This is a genomic window from Pseudomonas helmanticensis (assembly GCF_900182985.1).
GTDB classification, from domain to species: Bacteria; Pseudomonadota; Gammaproteobacteria; order Pseudomonadales; family Pseudomonadaceae; genus Aquipseudomonas; species Aquipseudomonas helmanticensis.
This window is the reverse complement of sequence record NZ_FXUY01000001.1, coordinates 1,856,235-1,869,663: the sequence shown is the minus strand read 5'-3', so window position 1 is coordinate 1,869,663 and position 13,429 is coordinate 1,856,235. Positions and strand designations below refer to the sequence as shown.

Sequence of the window (13,429 nt, the reverse complement as noted above, 5' to 3'; positions counted from 1 at the left end):
CATGCCTCGAGAATCTCTAAGCACTCCCGCCCGATGGGCGCTGACCAGTCTGGCCCTGTCGATGTTGATGCCGTCACTGGACACCAGCATCGCCAACGCCGGCTTGCCGATCCTCGCGGCGGCGTTCGATGCGACGTTTCAACAAGTGCAATGGATCGTGCTCGCCTATCTGCTGGCGATCACCACATTGATTGTCAGCGTCGGGCGTCTCGGTGATGGCTTCGGTCGGCGTCGCTTGTTGTTGACCGGGATCGGCATTTTCACCAGCGCTTCGTTGGCCTGCGCATTGGCCCCGGGACTTGCCTGGCTGATCGGCGCACGGGCAGTGCAGGGCGTCGGTGCGGCGATCATGTTTGCCTTGACGATGGCGTTGGTCGCCGATGCGGTGCCCAAGGCGCGGGCGGGCAGCGCGATGGGTTTGCTGGCGACGATGTCAGCCACCGGCACCACCCTCGGGCCATCGCTGGGTGGACTGTTGATGGCCCATGTCGGCTGGCAGGCGATTTTTCTCCTCAACGTGCCATTGGGTTTGCTCAATGCGTGGTTGGTGTATCGCTATCTGCCGGCGGATCGGCCAACGGGGCCGCGTGTCGCGTTTGATTATCCTGGCAGTGCGGTGCTGGTATTGACGCTGGCGGCCTATGCGCTGGCGATGACGCTTGAAGGTTTCACGCTGCCGTTGCTGCTGGCCAGCCTGGGCGGCGCGGGGTTGTTCCTTGTGGTCGAGAAGAGGGCCAAGGCGCCGCTGATTCGCTTGGCGCTGTTCAGCGACCGTCGATTGAGCAGCAGCCTGGCGCTGACCTTGCTGGTGACGACCGTGATGATGACCACGCTGGTGGTCGGCCCGTTTTACCTCAGTCGCGGGTTGGGACTGAGCAGTGCCGTGGTTGGCTTGGCGTTGTCGGTCGGGCCTTTGTTGTCTGCGTTTGGCGGGGTGCCGGCCGGACGTCTGGTGGATCGCTTCGGTGCGCGACGGATCGTGCCGGGCGCGTTGCTTGCGATGGTCTGTGGTTGCGGTTTGTTGGCGCTCCTGCCGATGAGTCTGGGGCTGTCGGGGTATTTGTTGTCGATCGCGTTGGTCGCCGTCAGTTATGCGTTGTTTCAGGCGGCCAACAACACCGGGTTGATGGCTTGCGTCGGTCAGGATCAGCGTGGCGTGGTGTCGGCGATGCTCGGGCTGGCGCGCAACCTCGGCTTGATCACCGGCGCGGCGGTGATGGGCGCGGTGTTTGCGCTGGCAGCGGGGGATCCGACGCAGGCGCCTGCAAGCGCCATCGCCAGTGGTTTGCACATTACCTTTGGCGTCGCGGTGGCGTTGATGCTCATGGCGTTGATCATCAGCCGAGCGCCGTTCAACAGTAGGAGCAAGCCTGCTCGCGAAGAGGCCGGCAAAGCCAGCATCGCTGGTGACTGACACTGCGCTTTCGCGAGCAAGCCCGCTCCCACAGGGGATCGAGTTGTTCAGCGAATTTTCAGCCGAGCACGGTTCAACTGTAGGAGCGAGCCTGCTCGCGAAGAGGCCGGCAAAGCCAGCATCGCTGGTGACTGAAACTGCGCTTTCGCTAGCAGGCTAGCTCCCACAGGGGATCGAGTTGTTCAGCGAATTTTCAGCCGAGCACGGTTCAACAGTAGGAGCGAGCCTGCTCGCGAAGAGGCCGGCAAAGCCAGCATCGCTGGTGACTGACACTGCGTTTTCGCTAGCAGGCTAGCTCCTACAGGGGACCGAGTTGATCAGTAACTCTTCAGCCGAGCACGGTTCAACAGTAGGAGCGAGCCTGCTCGCGAAGAGGCCGGCAAAGCCAGCATCGCTGGTGACTGACACTGCGCTTTCGCAAGCAGGCTAGCTCCCACAGGGGATCGAGTTGTTCAGCGAGTTTTCAGCCGAGCACGGTTCAACTGTAGGAGCGAGCCTGCTCGCGAAGAGGCCGGCAAAGCCAGCATCGCTGGTGACTGACACTGCGCTTTCGCGAGCAAGCCCGTTCCCACAAGGGACCGAGTTGATCAGTAACTCTTCAGCCGAACCGAGACAGGACTGTGGGAGAGTTCTTTCAGTCAGCATTAATGTCGATCAGGCTGGCCTCATCGCTGGCAAGCCAGCTCCCACAGGGTTTTGAGTTGGCCGGAGGATTGGATTCAACGCAAATCATTGTGGGAGCTGGCTTGCCAGCGATGGCGGTTTCACAGTCAATGACGATGCTTGGCGGGCGGGGAAGTAGAGTTCGAAGCAGGTCTCGCCATCCTCACTGCTTGCGCTATAACGGCCCTGATGCAGTTGCATGATGGTCGCGACGATCGACAGGCCCAGACCATTGGATTGCGCCGAGCGTTCGCGGGACTGGTCGACGCGGTAGAAGCGCTCGAACAGTCGCGCCAGATGCTCAGGTGCAATCGTCGCACCCTGATTGCGCACCCGCAGATAACTGCCATCCACTTCGGCAATCGCTTCCACCTGCACCGTCGAATCCGCTGCGCCGTACTTGATCGCATTCGCGCACAGATTGGCCAGCGCCCGCCGCAACAGCATCGGTTCGGCCCAAATCACGCCGCTGCCACGCGCCTCGATGCACACGCCGACATCCGCCGCCAGGCCTTCAAAGTAATCGGCGATGCGCTGCATCTCATCCGCCGCGTCCAGCTCCTGACGCTGGCTCAGGGCACTGGCCGGATCGGTGCGCGCCAGAAACAGCATGTTGTCGAGCATCCGCGTCAGCCGTTCCAATTCTTCGACGTTGGAGGCGAGCAACTGCTGGTAGGCCTCGATGCTGCGGTTCTGATGCAGCGCGACCTGGGTTTCGCCGAGCAGATTATTGATTGGCGTACGCAGCTCATGGGCCATGTCGGTCGAGACCTGGCTCAATTGCGCAAAGCCTTTGGCGAGGCGATCGAGCATGGCGTTGAACGCCTCGATCATCGGCAGTAATTCGCGCGGTGCGCCGTGGCTGTCGAGGCGCTCGCCGAGGTTGCCGACACCGATGCCATGCGCATGTCTGGCCAGGCGCCGCAACGGCAGCAAACCCCGATACACCAACAGGCAACCGATCAGCGCCAACACCAGCGCCGCCAATGACGCGAGGCCATAAACACTCAAGCGGTAATTGGCGAGCATCGCCGTGCGCTCGCTCATCAGGCGCCCGGTGGTGACTTGCAGATTGCCCAGATCGCCGGAATCAATCCGCGCCGCCACCGCCGAAAACGGCACGCCGGCGACGCTCGGCAGATGCTGCACGTCCTTCAACGTCATCGCCTGATCGATGGGCACCGCCGGCAACGTCGGCGTGGCCAGATTGCCCGGGTTGACCACCAGCAGCGGCGGTTGCCCCGGTGCGCCGATGGTCAGCAGCGCTTCGCGGTTGCCGAGCATGTTCTGGAACAGCGCCGGTTTGTTCTTGATCAGCTCAAGGGTGTTGCTGTCGTTGAGGAACGTGCGCAATTGATCGACGCGGCTGACCAGCGAAATGTCATCGCGCCGAATCAGTTGCTCTTCCAGCTCGCTGTACAGTGCCGCGCCGAGGCCGGCCAGCGACCCGAAGGCGAGCAGAGCGAACACCAGCGCCAGGCGTAAGGTCAGCGAATATGGGCGATTGGTGCTCATGCTTGCGTGTCGAAGCGGTAGCCGATACCGCGCACGCTGTGGATCAGCTTAAGCTGGAACGGGTCGTCGATTTTCGCCCGCAAGCGGCGCACGGCGACATCGACCACGTTGGTGTCGCTGTCGAAATTCATGTCCCATACCCGTGAGGCAATCAACGAGCGCGCCAGCACTTGCCCGGTGTGCGTGGCGAACAATTGCAACAGCGCAAACTCCTTGTTGGTCAGGGCGATGCGCACCCCAGCGCGCGTGACGCGGCGTTTCAGTACGTCGATCTGCAGGTCGGCGACTTGCAATTGTTCGTCTTCATGAATCGGCCCGCGCCGGGTCAGGGTGCGCAGGCGCGCCACCAGTTCGGCAAACGAAAACGGTTTGATCAGGTAGTCGTCGGCGCCCAGCTCCAGGCCTTTGACGCGGTCGGCGATGTCATCGCGAGCCGTGAGGAACAGCACCGGCGTGTCGGCTTCCTTGCGCAGCCGGCGCAGCACTTCCCAGCCATCCATTTTCGGCATCATCACATCCAGCACGATCACGTCGAAGCTGTGCTCCAGCGCCAGGTGCAGGCCGTCGGCGCCATTGCGCGCGAGGCTGACGCTGTAGCCCAGTTCCTGCAAACCGTTGAGCAGGTAATTGCCCGCCTTGGGTTCGTCTTCGACAACCAGAATATTCATCGATCAGCCTCAATGGTCATTGATGCAGCCGCTGCCTTGTACTTCATAGTTCAGCACATGCTCGCGACCCTGATGGTCGAGGTAATTCAATTGCGCCGGCACCACGCCGCACGCCTGTGAAATATCGGTGCTTGCGAGGACTTTGTCGACATCCAGATTGACGTAGAAGCCACTCTTGTCATGAATCACGGCGGTGTCGGGCATGTTCGCAGCGAAAGCAGAACCGGTGGCGAGGAGGGCGGTGATGGCGAGCAGAAGGGTTTTCATGATCAGTCACTCAGTGGTCGGAGTTGATCGGCATTGGCGCCGGGACAACATCAGGCTACCGAGCGATCCGCACGGCAAACCGACAGCTGAATGACAAAACTGTAATCAAAACCACCCCCTGTAGGAGCTGCCGAAGGCTGCGATCTGTTGATCTTGTTTTTTACAGGCAAGATCAAGAGATCGCAGCCTTCGGCAGCTCCTACAGGTTGGGTTTCAGTCCCGACATTTACGGGGGGCAGGTAATGCGGGTCAGCTGGCGTGGGTATTGAGGATGCTCGCCACCTGTTGCGGCTGGCAATTGAGGTACGGCGAGGACTTCAGCCAGCGTTGATCGGGGTACCACGAGAACATGAACTGGCCATTCTTCAGGCGGTCGATCACTTGCCTGGCAATCTGCGGTCGTACCGCCGGGCAGCCCTGGCTGCGACCGATGCGGCCCTGACGCTTGCTCCACAACGGGTTCACGTAACTGGCGGCGTGGATGACGATGGCGCGGTCGCGGGCCATGTCGTTGAAGCCCGGCTCAAGACCGTCCATGCGCAACGAATAACCGTGGGTGCCTTCGTAGCTTTCCTGGGTGCGGAACAAGCCAAGGCTGGACTGGTAACTGCCTTCACGGTTGGAGAACTGCGTGGCGAAGTTTTCCCCGGAGTTGGAACCGTGGGCGACCAGATCGCGTAGAACCAACTTCTGTTTGCTCAGGTCGAAAATCCACAAGCGGCGCTCGGTCGACGGTTGCGAGTAATCGATGATTGCCAGGTGGCGCGACGGTTTTGCACCGTTGTTGACCGCACATTGCATGGCGTTCAGCGCACCTTTCAGCGCCTGGGGATTGAGTTCTGGCGCGGCGTGCGCGAGGCTGTTGAAGAGAACCGGCGATGGCTTGCCGGCGGCAAATGCTGGACTGGTCACGGCGACGAGGGTCGCGGTGGTCAGCAGAAGTCGGCGCAAAAACGTCAACATTTATAAAGTGTCCTCACTTGCTACTTGTTTGGCACTTGGCTCCTGACTCCCAGTCGTTACCGGCAAGCCCGTTGATCGAGCCTGACTGTTCAGCGCACCTGATGTAAGGTTGACCGTCATCGAGACGGCCATGGATTGGAGTAAAGCAGTTGTTCAAAAAGTACGCATGCTACTTGAGCATTTGCCTGATCGCTGCGCCGTTTGTCGCTTGTGCCGATGAGCCGCTGCCGCCCTTGCAAACGCTGCCAACGCCGCCGGCGGAAATGCCCGTCGAGCCGCAAAGTCCGTTGCAGGCGGTGCTGATCAGCCTGCCGCAGTCATGCCCGGCGATTGCTGCGCACCTGAACGGCCCGGCGCTGTCGCAGTTGCAGGGTTTCTATGAGCAGCAGGACTGGATGCCGGTGTGGGCCAGCGACTCCGGACGATTGCAGACGTTGCAGGCGCAATTGCAGTTGTTGGCTGACGATGGTCTGAATCCGAAACGCTATCCGGTTGCGCCAAGCGCACCGCAGGACGGTGAGTTGTGCGCTGATATCGACATCAGTCGCTACTACCTGCAAGCCCTGCAGGACCTGCATTACGGGCGCCTGCTGCAATCGCATTTCGAACCGCTGTGGCATGCCGACGACACCCCGCGTGACCGTCAGGCGGAATTGTTGGCGATTGCCGTGCCGGGCATGCACGACATCCCGGCGGCGTTTGACCTCGCCCGGCCACGTCTGGCGCAGTACCAGAGCCTTCGCCACCTGTATGCCGCGCAACGCCTGAAAGCCTTGCCGCAATGGCAGTCAGTCGGTAACGGGCCGTTGCTGCGCCCGGCGATGGAAGACAAACGCGTGCCGGAACTGGCCCAGCGCTTGTTCAACGAAGGCTACCTGACGCATGCCGTCGGCACACCCGGCAACGCCTACGAAGGCGTACTGGTGGAGGCGGTGAAGAGTTTTCAGGCCAACCATTCGTTGCAGGCTGACGGCGTGGTCGGGCCGGGGACAATTGCCGAACTCAACATCAGCCCGTTGACGCGCCGCGAACAACTGCGGGTCAACCTCGAGCGTTTTCGCTGGATGGCCCAGGACATGGAACCCGATGGTTTGCTGGTCAACGTCGCCGCCGCCGAACTGACCCTGTATCAGGGCGGCCAGGCGGTGTGGCAGACCCGCACCCAGGTCGGTCGTGCCGAACGCCAGACGCCACTGCTGAAATCCCGCGTCACCCGGCTGACCTTGAATCCGACCTGGACCGTGCCGCCGACCATCTGGAAAGAAGACAAGCTGCCGGCGATCCGCAAGGACCAGACCTTCCTCAGTCGCCAGAACCTGCAGGTGCTCGACGCCAACGGCCAGCCATTGGCGGCTGCGGACATCGACTGGGACAACCCCGGCAACATCCTCCTGCGCCAGGACGCCGGGCCGCGCAATCCGCTGGGGCAAATGGTCATTCGCTTCCCCAACCCGTTTTCGGTGTACCTGCATGACACGCCGAGCAAGGCGTTGTTCGACAAAGGCCCACGGGCGTTCAGCTCCGGTTGCGTGCGGGTCGAGCATCCGATGCAACTGCGTGACCTGCTGCTCAGCCCGGCAGAAAAGGCCCGCACTGAAACACTCTTGGCGACGGGCACCACGCATGAATTCCGCTTGTCTGCGCCGGTGCCGATCCTGATGACCTACTGGACTGCGCAAGTCGGCAGCGATGGCCACGTGCGCTATGCACCCGATATCTACAGTCGCGACAGCGCGTTGCTGGCGGGACTCGACGGCGCGCACTGAGCCTCAACGATCGCGGCGCTGCCAGAAGCGACTGGCCAGCGCCGCATCGACACTCAAACGACCGGCTCCGGCAAACACCAGTGGCAGCAGCGCGGCCAGATAGATCGCCGGCAGCTTGAAGTTGCCGAAGCCTTTGTTGGTGATGGCGTAACCCTGCGCCAGCTCGCTGAGGCTCGACCAGTCGGCCGGCCAGTGCACGGCGGCGGTGGCAACGACGGTCACCACGATCAGCGCCAGCGCGGAAATACGCGTACCGAAGCCGAGCAGAATCGCCAGTGCGCCGATCAGCTCTACCCACATCGACAGCTCCCAGTTCAGCGTCGCCGGCAGGTGATCGAAGGGGAACGGGAACTTGTCCTGAATATCTTCGAACCAGTTCTGGCCGTTGAATTTCTCCAGGCCTGACTCGAAAAACTCCCAGGCGATGAATAGCCGCAAGGTCAATGGCGCGAGCCAGAGTCCGGCGCGGTCGAGGTGCAGGTGCAGGGTTTTGAGGGTGAGCATGGGAGTTCTCCGGTGCGAGGGGGGGAAGTGATTTCGACCGGGGTATTTCAGCGTCGCGGTGTATCGGCGATGTGTCGCCGGCGGTCGGCTTTCCACGCCTGGTGTGTCTGCGCGGTCGCCATATACATTGCAATACACACGCTTCCTACAGGGGAGCAATGTGTCAGCCTGTGTGATGCGATTCTGTTGCGCAGCGTCTAGCCCCAGTGTCCCCGCGATCCCATGGGGCGAGACTTCGGAACCCGGCATGCAAGCGCTGTTGAACGAGATCCTTGACGCTGTCCGGCCCCTGATCGGGCAGGGCAAAGTGGCTGACTACATTCCCGCCCTCGGCACCGTGCCGGCCAATCAACTGGGCATCGCCGTGTACGGCAACGACGGCGAGATGTACTGCGCCGGTGACGCCGAAACGCCGTTCTCGGTGCAGAGTATTTCCAAGGTGTTCAGCCTGGTGCAGGCCATCGATCATTCCGGCGAGGCGATCTGGGAGCGCCTCGGTCACGAGCCTTCCGGCCAGCCGTTCAACTCGCTGGTGCAGCTGGAGTTCGAGCGCGGTCGGCCGCGTAATCCATTCATCAACGCCGGCGCGCTGGTGATCTGCGACATCAATCAATCACGCTTCGCCGCACCGACTCTGTCGATGCGCGACTTTGTCCGACGCCTGTCCGGCAACCCGCAGATCATGATCGACGGCAAAGTCGCCGACTCCGAATACCAGCACCGCGCGCGCAACGCGGCGATGGCGTATCTGATGCAGTCGTTCGGCAATTTCCACAATGACGTCGAGGCGGTGTTGCGCAGTTACTTCAGCCACTGCGCCTTACGGATGAACTGCATTGACCTGGCGCGGGCCTTCTGCTTTTTGGCCAACGACGGTTATTGCAAGCACAGCGGCGAGCAGGTTCTGACGCGGCGCCAGACCCAGCAGGTCAATTCGATCATGGCCACCAGCGGCCTGTATGACGAGGCGGGCAACTTTGCCTACCGCGTCGGGCTGCCGGGCAAGAGTGGCGTCGGTGGCGGGATTGTTGCAGTGGTGCCGGGGCAGTTCACCGTGTGCGTGTGGTCGCCGGAACTGAATGCCGCCGGTAACTCGCTGGCAGGGATGGCGGCGCTGGAGATGCTCAGCGCGCGGATCGGCTGGTCGGTCTTCTGACCCGATCCGCCAAACACCCCAAACCCTGTGGGAGCTGGCTTGCCAGCGATGAGGTCCTGTCAGTCACAATAAATTTGACTGAACCACCGCTATCGCTGGCAAGCCAGCTCCCACAGGTTTCTTTAGTGTTTGAAGAGGTGTATTTCATCGAGTAATCCGCTACATTTTCCGGCCGCCCTTTGCATGGTGAATCCGCTTAATGTCTCTTGCACTCGAACGTCTCGTCGCTGGCACGCCGATCCCTTTCGCCGGTAACCGCGTCACCGTGGTCAGCCCCGAACTGGCCGCGCGTTTTCAGCCCGGTGACCACCTGCTGGTGGAGCAGGTGAGCGGCGAGTTGTTGCTGATTCCGGTGGCTGATCAGCAAGCAGCGGCGGTGGCAATCGAGCGTGCGGCAGCGGCGTTTACCGCGTTGTCGACGGTCTCGGATGAAGCGATCAGCCAATTTTTCGACCTGTTCGCACAACGCCTTGAGACCCCGCAGTGCTGGGCGAACATTGCCTCGGCCAACCTTGCCGATATCGAACGGGCCAAGGCGCGTGGTCGCTCGACCACCCGCTTGCTCGCCGATGAGCGCATGCGCAACGACATGATCGCCGGCCTGCGCGCCTGGCGTGATGCCGCGCCGACCCGGGGCAAAGTCATCAGCAGCGTCGAACACGATGGCTGGAAGATCGAGCAAGTCGTCTCGCCGTTGGGCATCGTCGCTTTTGTCTTCGAAGGGCGGCCGAACGTGTTCGCCGATGCCGCCGGTGTCCTGCGCACCGGCAACACCGCGGTGTTACGCATTGGCAGCGATGCTTTGGGCACCGCGCAAGCCATCGTTACTCATGCCTTGAACCCGGCGCTGGCCGCTGCCGGTTTGCCGGCCGGTGCGGTGTCGTTGGTGGAAAGCGTCAATCATGCGGCCGGCTGGGCGATGTTCGCCGACCGACGTCTGTCGCTGGCGGTGGCGCGCGGTTCGGGGCGTGCGGTCAGTCAACTCGGCAGCATCGCCCAGCAGGCCGGCACCGCCGTCAGCCTGCACGGTACGGGTGGAGCGTGGCTGATTGCCGATCGTGCTGCCGATGCCACACGCTTTGCGGCGGTGGTGCGTAACTCGCTGGACCGCAAAGTCTGCAACACGCTGAACGTTTGCCTGATTCAGCGCGAGCGTGCGGTTGAATTGCTGCCGTTGTTTCTCGGTGCATTGCAGCAGGCCGGCATCGCGCGTGGGCAAGGCTGCAAATTGCACATCGTCGAGGGCAGTGAAGGTTATCTGCCGGCTGAGTGGCAGAACGCGACGGTCGAGGTGTATCGCGCCGAGGGTTATCAGACTGAGGCGTTGGCCGAGGCATTGGCGGAAGCCGATCTAGGTCGCGAGTGGGAATGGGAGGAAACCCCCGAAGTCAGCCTGATGATCGTCGATGACCTGGACCAGGCGATTGCGCTGTTCAACCGCCATAGCCCGCAGTTCACCGTGTCGTTGATCAGTGAAGATGCGCAGGTGCAGGAGCGCTTTTACAACGCGGTGAATGCGCCGTTCGTGGGCAACGGCATCACCCGTTGGGTCGACGGCCAGTACGCGCTGAACAAGCCGGAACTGGGCCTTTCGAACTGGGAGAGTGGGCGCTTGTTTGCGCGCAGTGCGATCTTGTCGGGTGATGGCGTGTTCACTGTTCGTAGCCGCATGACTCAAGTAGACCTCACGGTAAAACGCTGATGCCGCATTTGGTGATCGTTCCCACGCTCCAGCGTGGGAACGCAGCCCGTGACGCTCCGCGTCACTGGACGCAGAGCGTCCCCTGAGGCATTCCCACGCAGAGCGTGGGAACGCTCAATTGCTCAGGCAGCGTGGGTGGTTTGGGCATGAATCGCGCAAGTCGCCGGTTGTTCGGCCAGCGGCACAAACGTTCGGCGGTCCGAGGACAGCGCATCGATCGAGCCGGTCTCGATGTCATACACCCAGCCATGCAGGTTCAGCAGGCCTTTTTCCTGCGCCAGACGCACACTCGGATGAGTCTGGATATTCGCCAGTTGCGCGATCACGTTCTCGCGCACCATCGAGCTCAATTTCGCCGCGTCACTGGCATGCGTTCGCGCTTCATTCACCACTTTTGCCGACTCGGCATGCTGCAGCCAACCGCTGACGGCGGGCAGGTGATCCATGCATTTGCACTTGGCAATCGCGGTCATTGCGCCGCAGTCCGAATGCCCGCAGATCACGATGTCAGTCACCCCGAGCACCGCCACTGCATATTCTACTGTCGCCGAAACCCCGCCTGGATGCGGGCTGTACGACGGCACGATATTACCGGCGTTACGAATCACGAACAGCTCGCCGGGCTCTTGTTGAGTCAGCAATTCCGGCACCACACGGCTGTCGGAACAGGTGATGAACAAGGTGCCGGGCTGTTGCGTCGTCGCCAGGTGTTTGAACAGTTCGGTGCGTTGCGGGAACGCTTCGTTCTGGAATTTCAGGAAGCCATCAATCAGGTTTTTCATGGTGTTGTCCTCTTAGTTTGAGCAACCGCTGCCGAATTCGCTGTATTGAAGAATGTGTTTGCCGCCGTTGCTGTCCAGATACGTCATCTCGACCGGCACCACGCCACACACCTCGGCAACCGGGGTAATGCTCAGCACTTGGGCGATATCCAGTTGCATGCCGTAGCGGTAGGCGACGGCCTCGTCGGCGGCAAATGCCTGGGCGCAAAAACCGCCGAGCAGGGCCAGGGTCAACAGGATTTTTTGCATGGGGCAGCCTCCAGATGTATTGGGTGACGGGTAGCCATTCGAGGTGGGTTGGCCCGCACGCACGGTGCGGGCCGGTGCGGATCAGAACGGACGCAGCGGCAGGAATTTGCCGTCGAGGGTGACCACGGCGCGGGAACCACCTTCCGGGTCTTCGACTTTCTTGATGTCGAGTTTGAAGTTGATCGCGCTGATGATGCCATCGCCGAACTGCTCGTGAACCAATGCTTTGAGCGTGGTGCCGTAGATCTGGATCATCTCGTGGAAGCGGTAGATGGTCGGGTCGGTCGGTACGCCGCTGAGGCTGCCACGCAGGGGGATGATCTGCATCGCCGCGACGTCTTCAACGCTCAGTTCCAGCTTGTCGCCGACCACTTGGGCGGCATTTTCCGGCAGCGGATGCTGGCCGAGCAGAGCGGCGGTGACGTACGCCAGGCTGAGGCCGGTGCCGTCGGCAAGATCCTGCCACGACAGATCTTTGCGTGCCTTGGCGTCGAGAACGCGGGTGGTCAGGGCCAGGCTGGTGTCGTTGTAGGCGTGGGACTGTTGCATGGTGTCACTCCTTTCAGGGTTGGCTTGCTGTGTGGGAGCAATCTTCTGCCGATTGATCCATAGCGTCCAAGACCGATATACAATGCTTCACATAAGTTCTGCCTATAGATGGTGTGCCCCATGCTGCTGCGACATTTGCGTTATCTGCTGGCCGTTGCCGATCACGGCGGCTTCACCCGTGCTGCCGAGGCGCTGCATGTGTCGCAGCCGACCTTGTCGCAACAGATCCGCCAACTGGAAGAGTCCCTCGGTGTGAATCTGTTTGATCGCACCTCGCGCACGGTCAAACCCACCGATGCCGGCGAGGCTTACATCGAATGCGCGCGCCGGGTGCTGGTGGAACTGGAGGCGGGTAAACGCGCGCTGCATGACGTCAAGGATCTGTCTCGCGGGACGTTGCGGCTGGCGATGACGCCGACGTTCATGGCGTATCTGGTCGGGCCGTTGGTGCGCGACTTTGCGGCGCGGTATCCGGGGATTCATCTGCAGATTTTCGAGTTGTCGATGGACGACATCGAGGCGGGGCTGGCGGATGACTCGCTGGATGTTGCGATTGCCTTTACACCGGTGCGTAACCCGGAGATCGAGTGTATTCCGGCGTTTACCGAAACCTTGGGGATCATGGTCGGGCGCGAGCATCCGCTGTATGACAGTCGCTCAGTGCTGACGCCGGAAGATATCGCTGCACTGGACTTTGCTCTGTTGGCGCCGGACTTCATTACGCGGTTATCGGTGGATGAGTATTTTCGGCAGCACGGGATTACGCCGCAGGTGCGGATAGAGGTGAACTCGGTGAGTACCTTGCTGGAGGTGGTGCGTTGTTCGCCTCTGGCGACGATGTTGCCGCAGGCGATTGCGACTGAGGATCGGGCGTTGCGCCGGTTGCAGCTGGAGAGTGATGCACCGCAGCGTGGGGCGGCGTTGTTGCGGCGGCGCAATAATTATCACAGTTCGGCGGCGGTCGCGTTTGCTGAAATGGTGTTGGGCTGGGGGATGCCCTCACCCTAACCCTCTCCCAGAGTGAGAGGGGACTGACCGAGGGATGCTGGAGTAATACGCCGACCTGAAAGAGTTTTGCTGAATCCATAATCAACTCGGTGTTCCGGGTTGACGGATGACTTGAGATCACTCGATCGGCTCCCTCTCCCTCGGGAGAGGGCTGGGGTGAGGGGCTGCAATTCCAGTCACGCCAAATCAATGCATGCGAACAAAAAAAGGCCTGCTTCCTTTA

13 protein-coding genes are annotated in these 13,429 nt (G+C 61.4%); 5 read left to right on the top strand and 8 right to left on the bottom strand.

Annotated features, from left to right (window positions below; genetic code table 11):
* Position 1 precedes the first annotated feature (1 nt).
* Positions 2-1,414, top strand: a complete 1,413-nt coding sequence (locus tag QOL84_RS08415; RefSeq protein WP_283436898.1) for an MFS transporter — start codon at positions 2-4, stop codon at positions 1,412-1,414.
* A gap of 729 nt (positions 1,415-2,143) precedes the next feature.
* Here the strand turns inward: QOL84_RS08415 and QOL84_RS08410 are convergent.
* The 4 genes from QOL84_RS08410 to QOL84_RS08395 form a co-directional block, all read right to left on the bottom strand.
* The gene (locus QOL84_RS08410; protein WP_283436897.1) at positions 2,144-3,592 is read right to left on the bottom strand and encodes a heavy metal sensor histidine kinase; all 1,449 of its coding nucleotides are present in this window, start codon (positions 3,590-3,592) and stop codon (positions 2,144-2,146) included.
* Positions 3,589-4,260, bottom strand: a complete 672-nt coding sequence (locus QOL84_RS08405) for a heavy metal response regulator transcription factor (protein ID WP_283436896.1) — start codon at positions 4,258-4,260, stop codon at positions 3,589-3,591. The genes QOL84_RS08410 and QOL84_RS08405 overlap by 4 nt, the downstream gene beginning before the upstream one ends.
* 9 nt (positions 4,261-4,269) lie before the next feature.
* A complete protein-coding gene (locus tag QOL84_RS08400; RefSeq protein WP_129392394.1) occupies positions 4,270-4,527 on the bottom strand; it encodes a DUF2790 domain-containing protein in 258 nt (85 codons plus the stop codon).
* A 249-nt stretch (positions 4,528-4,776) separates the two neighbouring features.
* Positions 4,777-5,490, bottom strand: a complete 714-nt coding sequence (locus tag QOL84_RS08395) for a murein L,D-transpeptidase catalytic domain family protein (protein WP_283436895.1) — start codon at positions 5,488-5,490, stop codon at positions 4,777-4,779.
* Between the two features lie 149 nt (positions 5,491-5,639).
* On the opposite strand from QOL84_RS08395, the gene QOL84_RS08390 reads away from it, so the two are divergent.
* A complete protein-coding gene (locus QOL84_RS08390; RefSeq protein WP_283436894.1) occupies positions 5,640-7,256 on the top strand; it encodes a L,D-transpeptidase family protein in 1,617 nt (538 codons plus the stop codon).
* Positions 7,257-7,259: 3 nt separating this feature from the next.
* Here the strand turns inward: QOL84_RS08390 and QOL84_RS08385 are convergent, their stop codons facing one another.
* A complete protein-coding gene (locus QOL84_RS08385; protein ID WP_283436893.1) occupies positions 7,260-7,760 on the bottom strand; it encodes an HvfX family Cu-binding RiPP maturation protein in 501 nt (166 codons plus the stop codon).
* Positions 7,761-8,007: 247 nt separating this feature from the next.
* Between QOL84_RS08385 and glsB the strand changes: the two genes are divergently transcribed.
* Both glsB and QOL84_RS08375 read left to right on the top strand, forming a co-directional pair.
* Complete coding sequence (gene glsB / locus QOL84_RS08380) at positions 8,008-8,916, top strand: glutaminase B (protein WP_129392406.1); 909 nt, start codon at positions 8,008-8,010, stop codon at positions 8,914-8,916.
* A 199-nt stretch (positions 8,917-9,115) separates the two neighbouring features.
* Positions 9,116-10,618, top strand: a complete 1,503-nt coding sequence (locus QOL84_RS08375) for an aldehyde dehydrogenase family protein (protein ID WP_283436892.1) — start codon at positions 9,116-9,118, stop codon at positions 10,616-10,618.
* A 122-nt stretch (positions 10,619-10,740) separates the two neighbouring features.
* Here the strand turns inward: QOL84_RS08375 and QOL84_RS08370 are convergent, their stop codons facing one another.
* The 3 genes from QOL84_RS08370 to cynS form a co-directional block, all read right to left on the bottom strand.
* Positions 10,741-11,400: a carbonic anhydrase gene (locus tag QOL84_RS08370; protein ID WP_129392413.1), complete on the bottom strand. Its 660-nt coding sequence runs from the start codon at positions 11,398-11,400 to the stop codon at positions 10,741-10,743.
* Positions 11,401-11,412: 12 nt separating this feature from the next.
* On the bottom strand, positions 11,413-11,649 hold the full coding sequence (locus tag QOL84_RS08365; protein ID WP_283436891.1) for a DUF2790 domain-containing protein: 237 nt from the start codon (positions 11,647-11,649) through the stop codon (positions 11,413-11,415).
* An 81-nt stretch (positions 11,650-11,730) separates the two neighbouring features.
* The gene (gene cynS / locus QOL84_RS08360) at positions 11,731-12,198 is read right to left on the bottom strand and encodes a cyanase (RefSeq protein ID WP_129392419.1); all 468 of its coding nucleotides are present in this window, start codon (positions 12,196-12,198) and stop codon (positions 11,731-11,733) included.
* Between the two features lie 120 nt (positions 12,199-12,318).
* Between cynS and cynR the strand changes: the two genes are divergently transcribed.
* Positions 12,319-13,206, top strand: a complete 888-nt coding sequence (cynR, locus tag QOL84_RS08355) for a transcriptional regulator CynR (RefSeq protein WP_283436890.1) — start codon at positions 12,319-12,321, stop codon at positions 13,204-13,206.
* Positions 13,207-13,429: the final 223 nt, after the last annotated feature.

Excerpts from the sequence above, each read along its gene's own strand:
- QOL84_RS08415 (WP_283436898.1), top strand. The coding sequence starts at position 2 with ATGCCTCGAGAATCTCTAAGCACTCCCGCCCGATGGGCGCTGACCAGT.
- QOL84_RS08385 (WP_283436893.1), bottom strand. The coding sequence starts at position 7,760 with ATGCTCACCCTCAAAACCCTGCACCTGCACCTCGACCGCGCCGGACTC.
- QOL84_RS08365 (WP_283436891.1), bottom strand. The coding sequence starts at position 11,649 with ATGCAAAAAATCCTGTTGACCCTGGCCCTGCTCGGCGGTTTTTGCGCC.
- glsB (WP_129392406.1), top strand. The coding sequence starts at position 8,008 with ATGCAAGCGCTGTTGAACGAGATCCTTGACGCTGTCCGGCCCCTGATC.
- QOL84_RS08405 (WP_283436896.1), bottom strand. The coding sequence starts at position 4,260 with ATGAATATTCTGGTTGTCGAAGACGAACCCAAGGCGGGCAATTACCTG.
- QOL84_RS08400 (WP_129392394.1), bottom strand. The coding sequence starts at position 4,527 with ATGAAAACCCTTCTGCTCGCCATCACCGCCCTCCTCGCCACCGGTTCT.
- QOL84_RS08395 (WP_283436895.1), bottom strand. The coding sequence starts at position 5,490 with ATGTTGACGTTTTTGCGCCGACTTCTGCTGACCACCGCGACCCTCGTC.
- cynR (WP_283436890.1), top strand. The coding sequence starts at position 12,319 with ATGCTGCTGCGACATTTGCGTTATCTGCTGGCCGTTGCCGATCACGGC.
- QOL84_RS08370 (WP_129392413.1), bottom strand. The coding sequence starts at position 11,400 with ATGAAAAACCTGATTGATGGCTTCCTGAAATTCCAGAACGAAGCGTTC.
- QOL84_RS08375 (WP_283436892.1), top strand. The coding sequence starts at position 9,116 with ATGTCTCTTGCACTCGAACGTCTCGTCGCTGGCACGCCGATCCCTTTC.
- QOL84_RS08410 (WP_283436897.1), bottom strand. The coding sequence starts at position 3,592 with ATGAGCACCAATCGCCCATATTCGCTGACCTTACGCCTGGCGCTGGTG.
- cynS (WP_129392419.1), bottom strand. The coding sequence starts at position 12,198 with ATGCAACAGTCCCACGCCTACAACGACACCAGCCTGGCCCTGACCACC.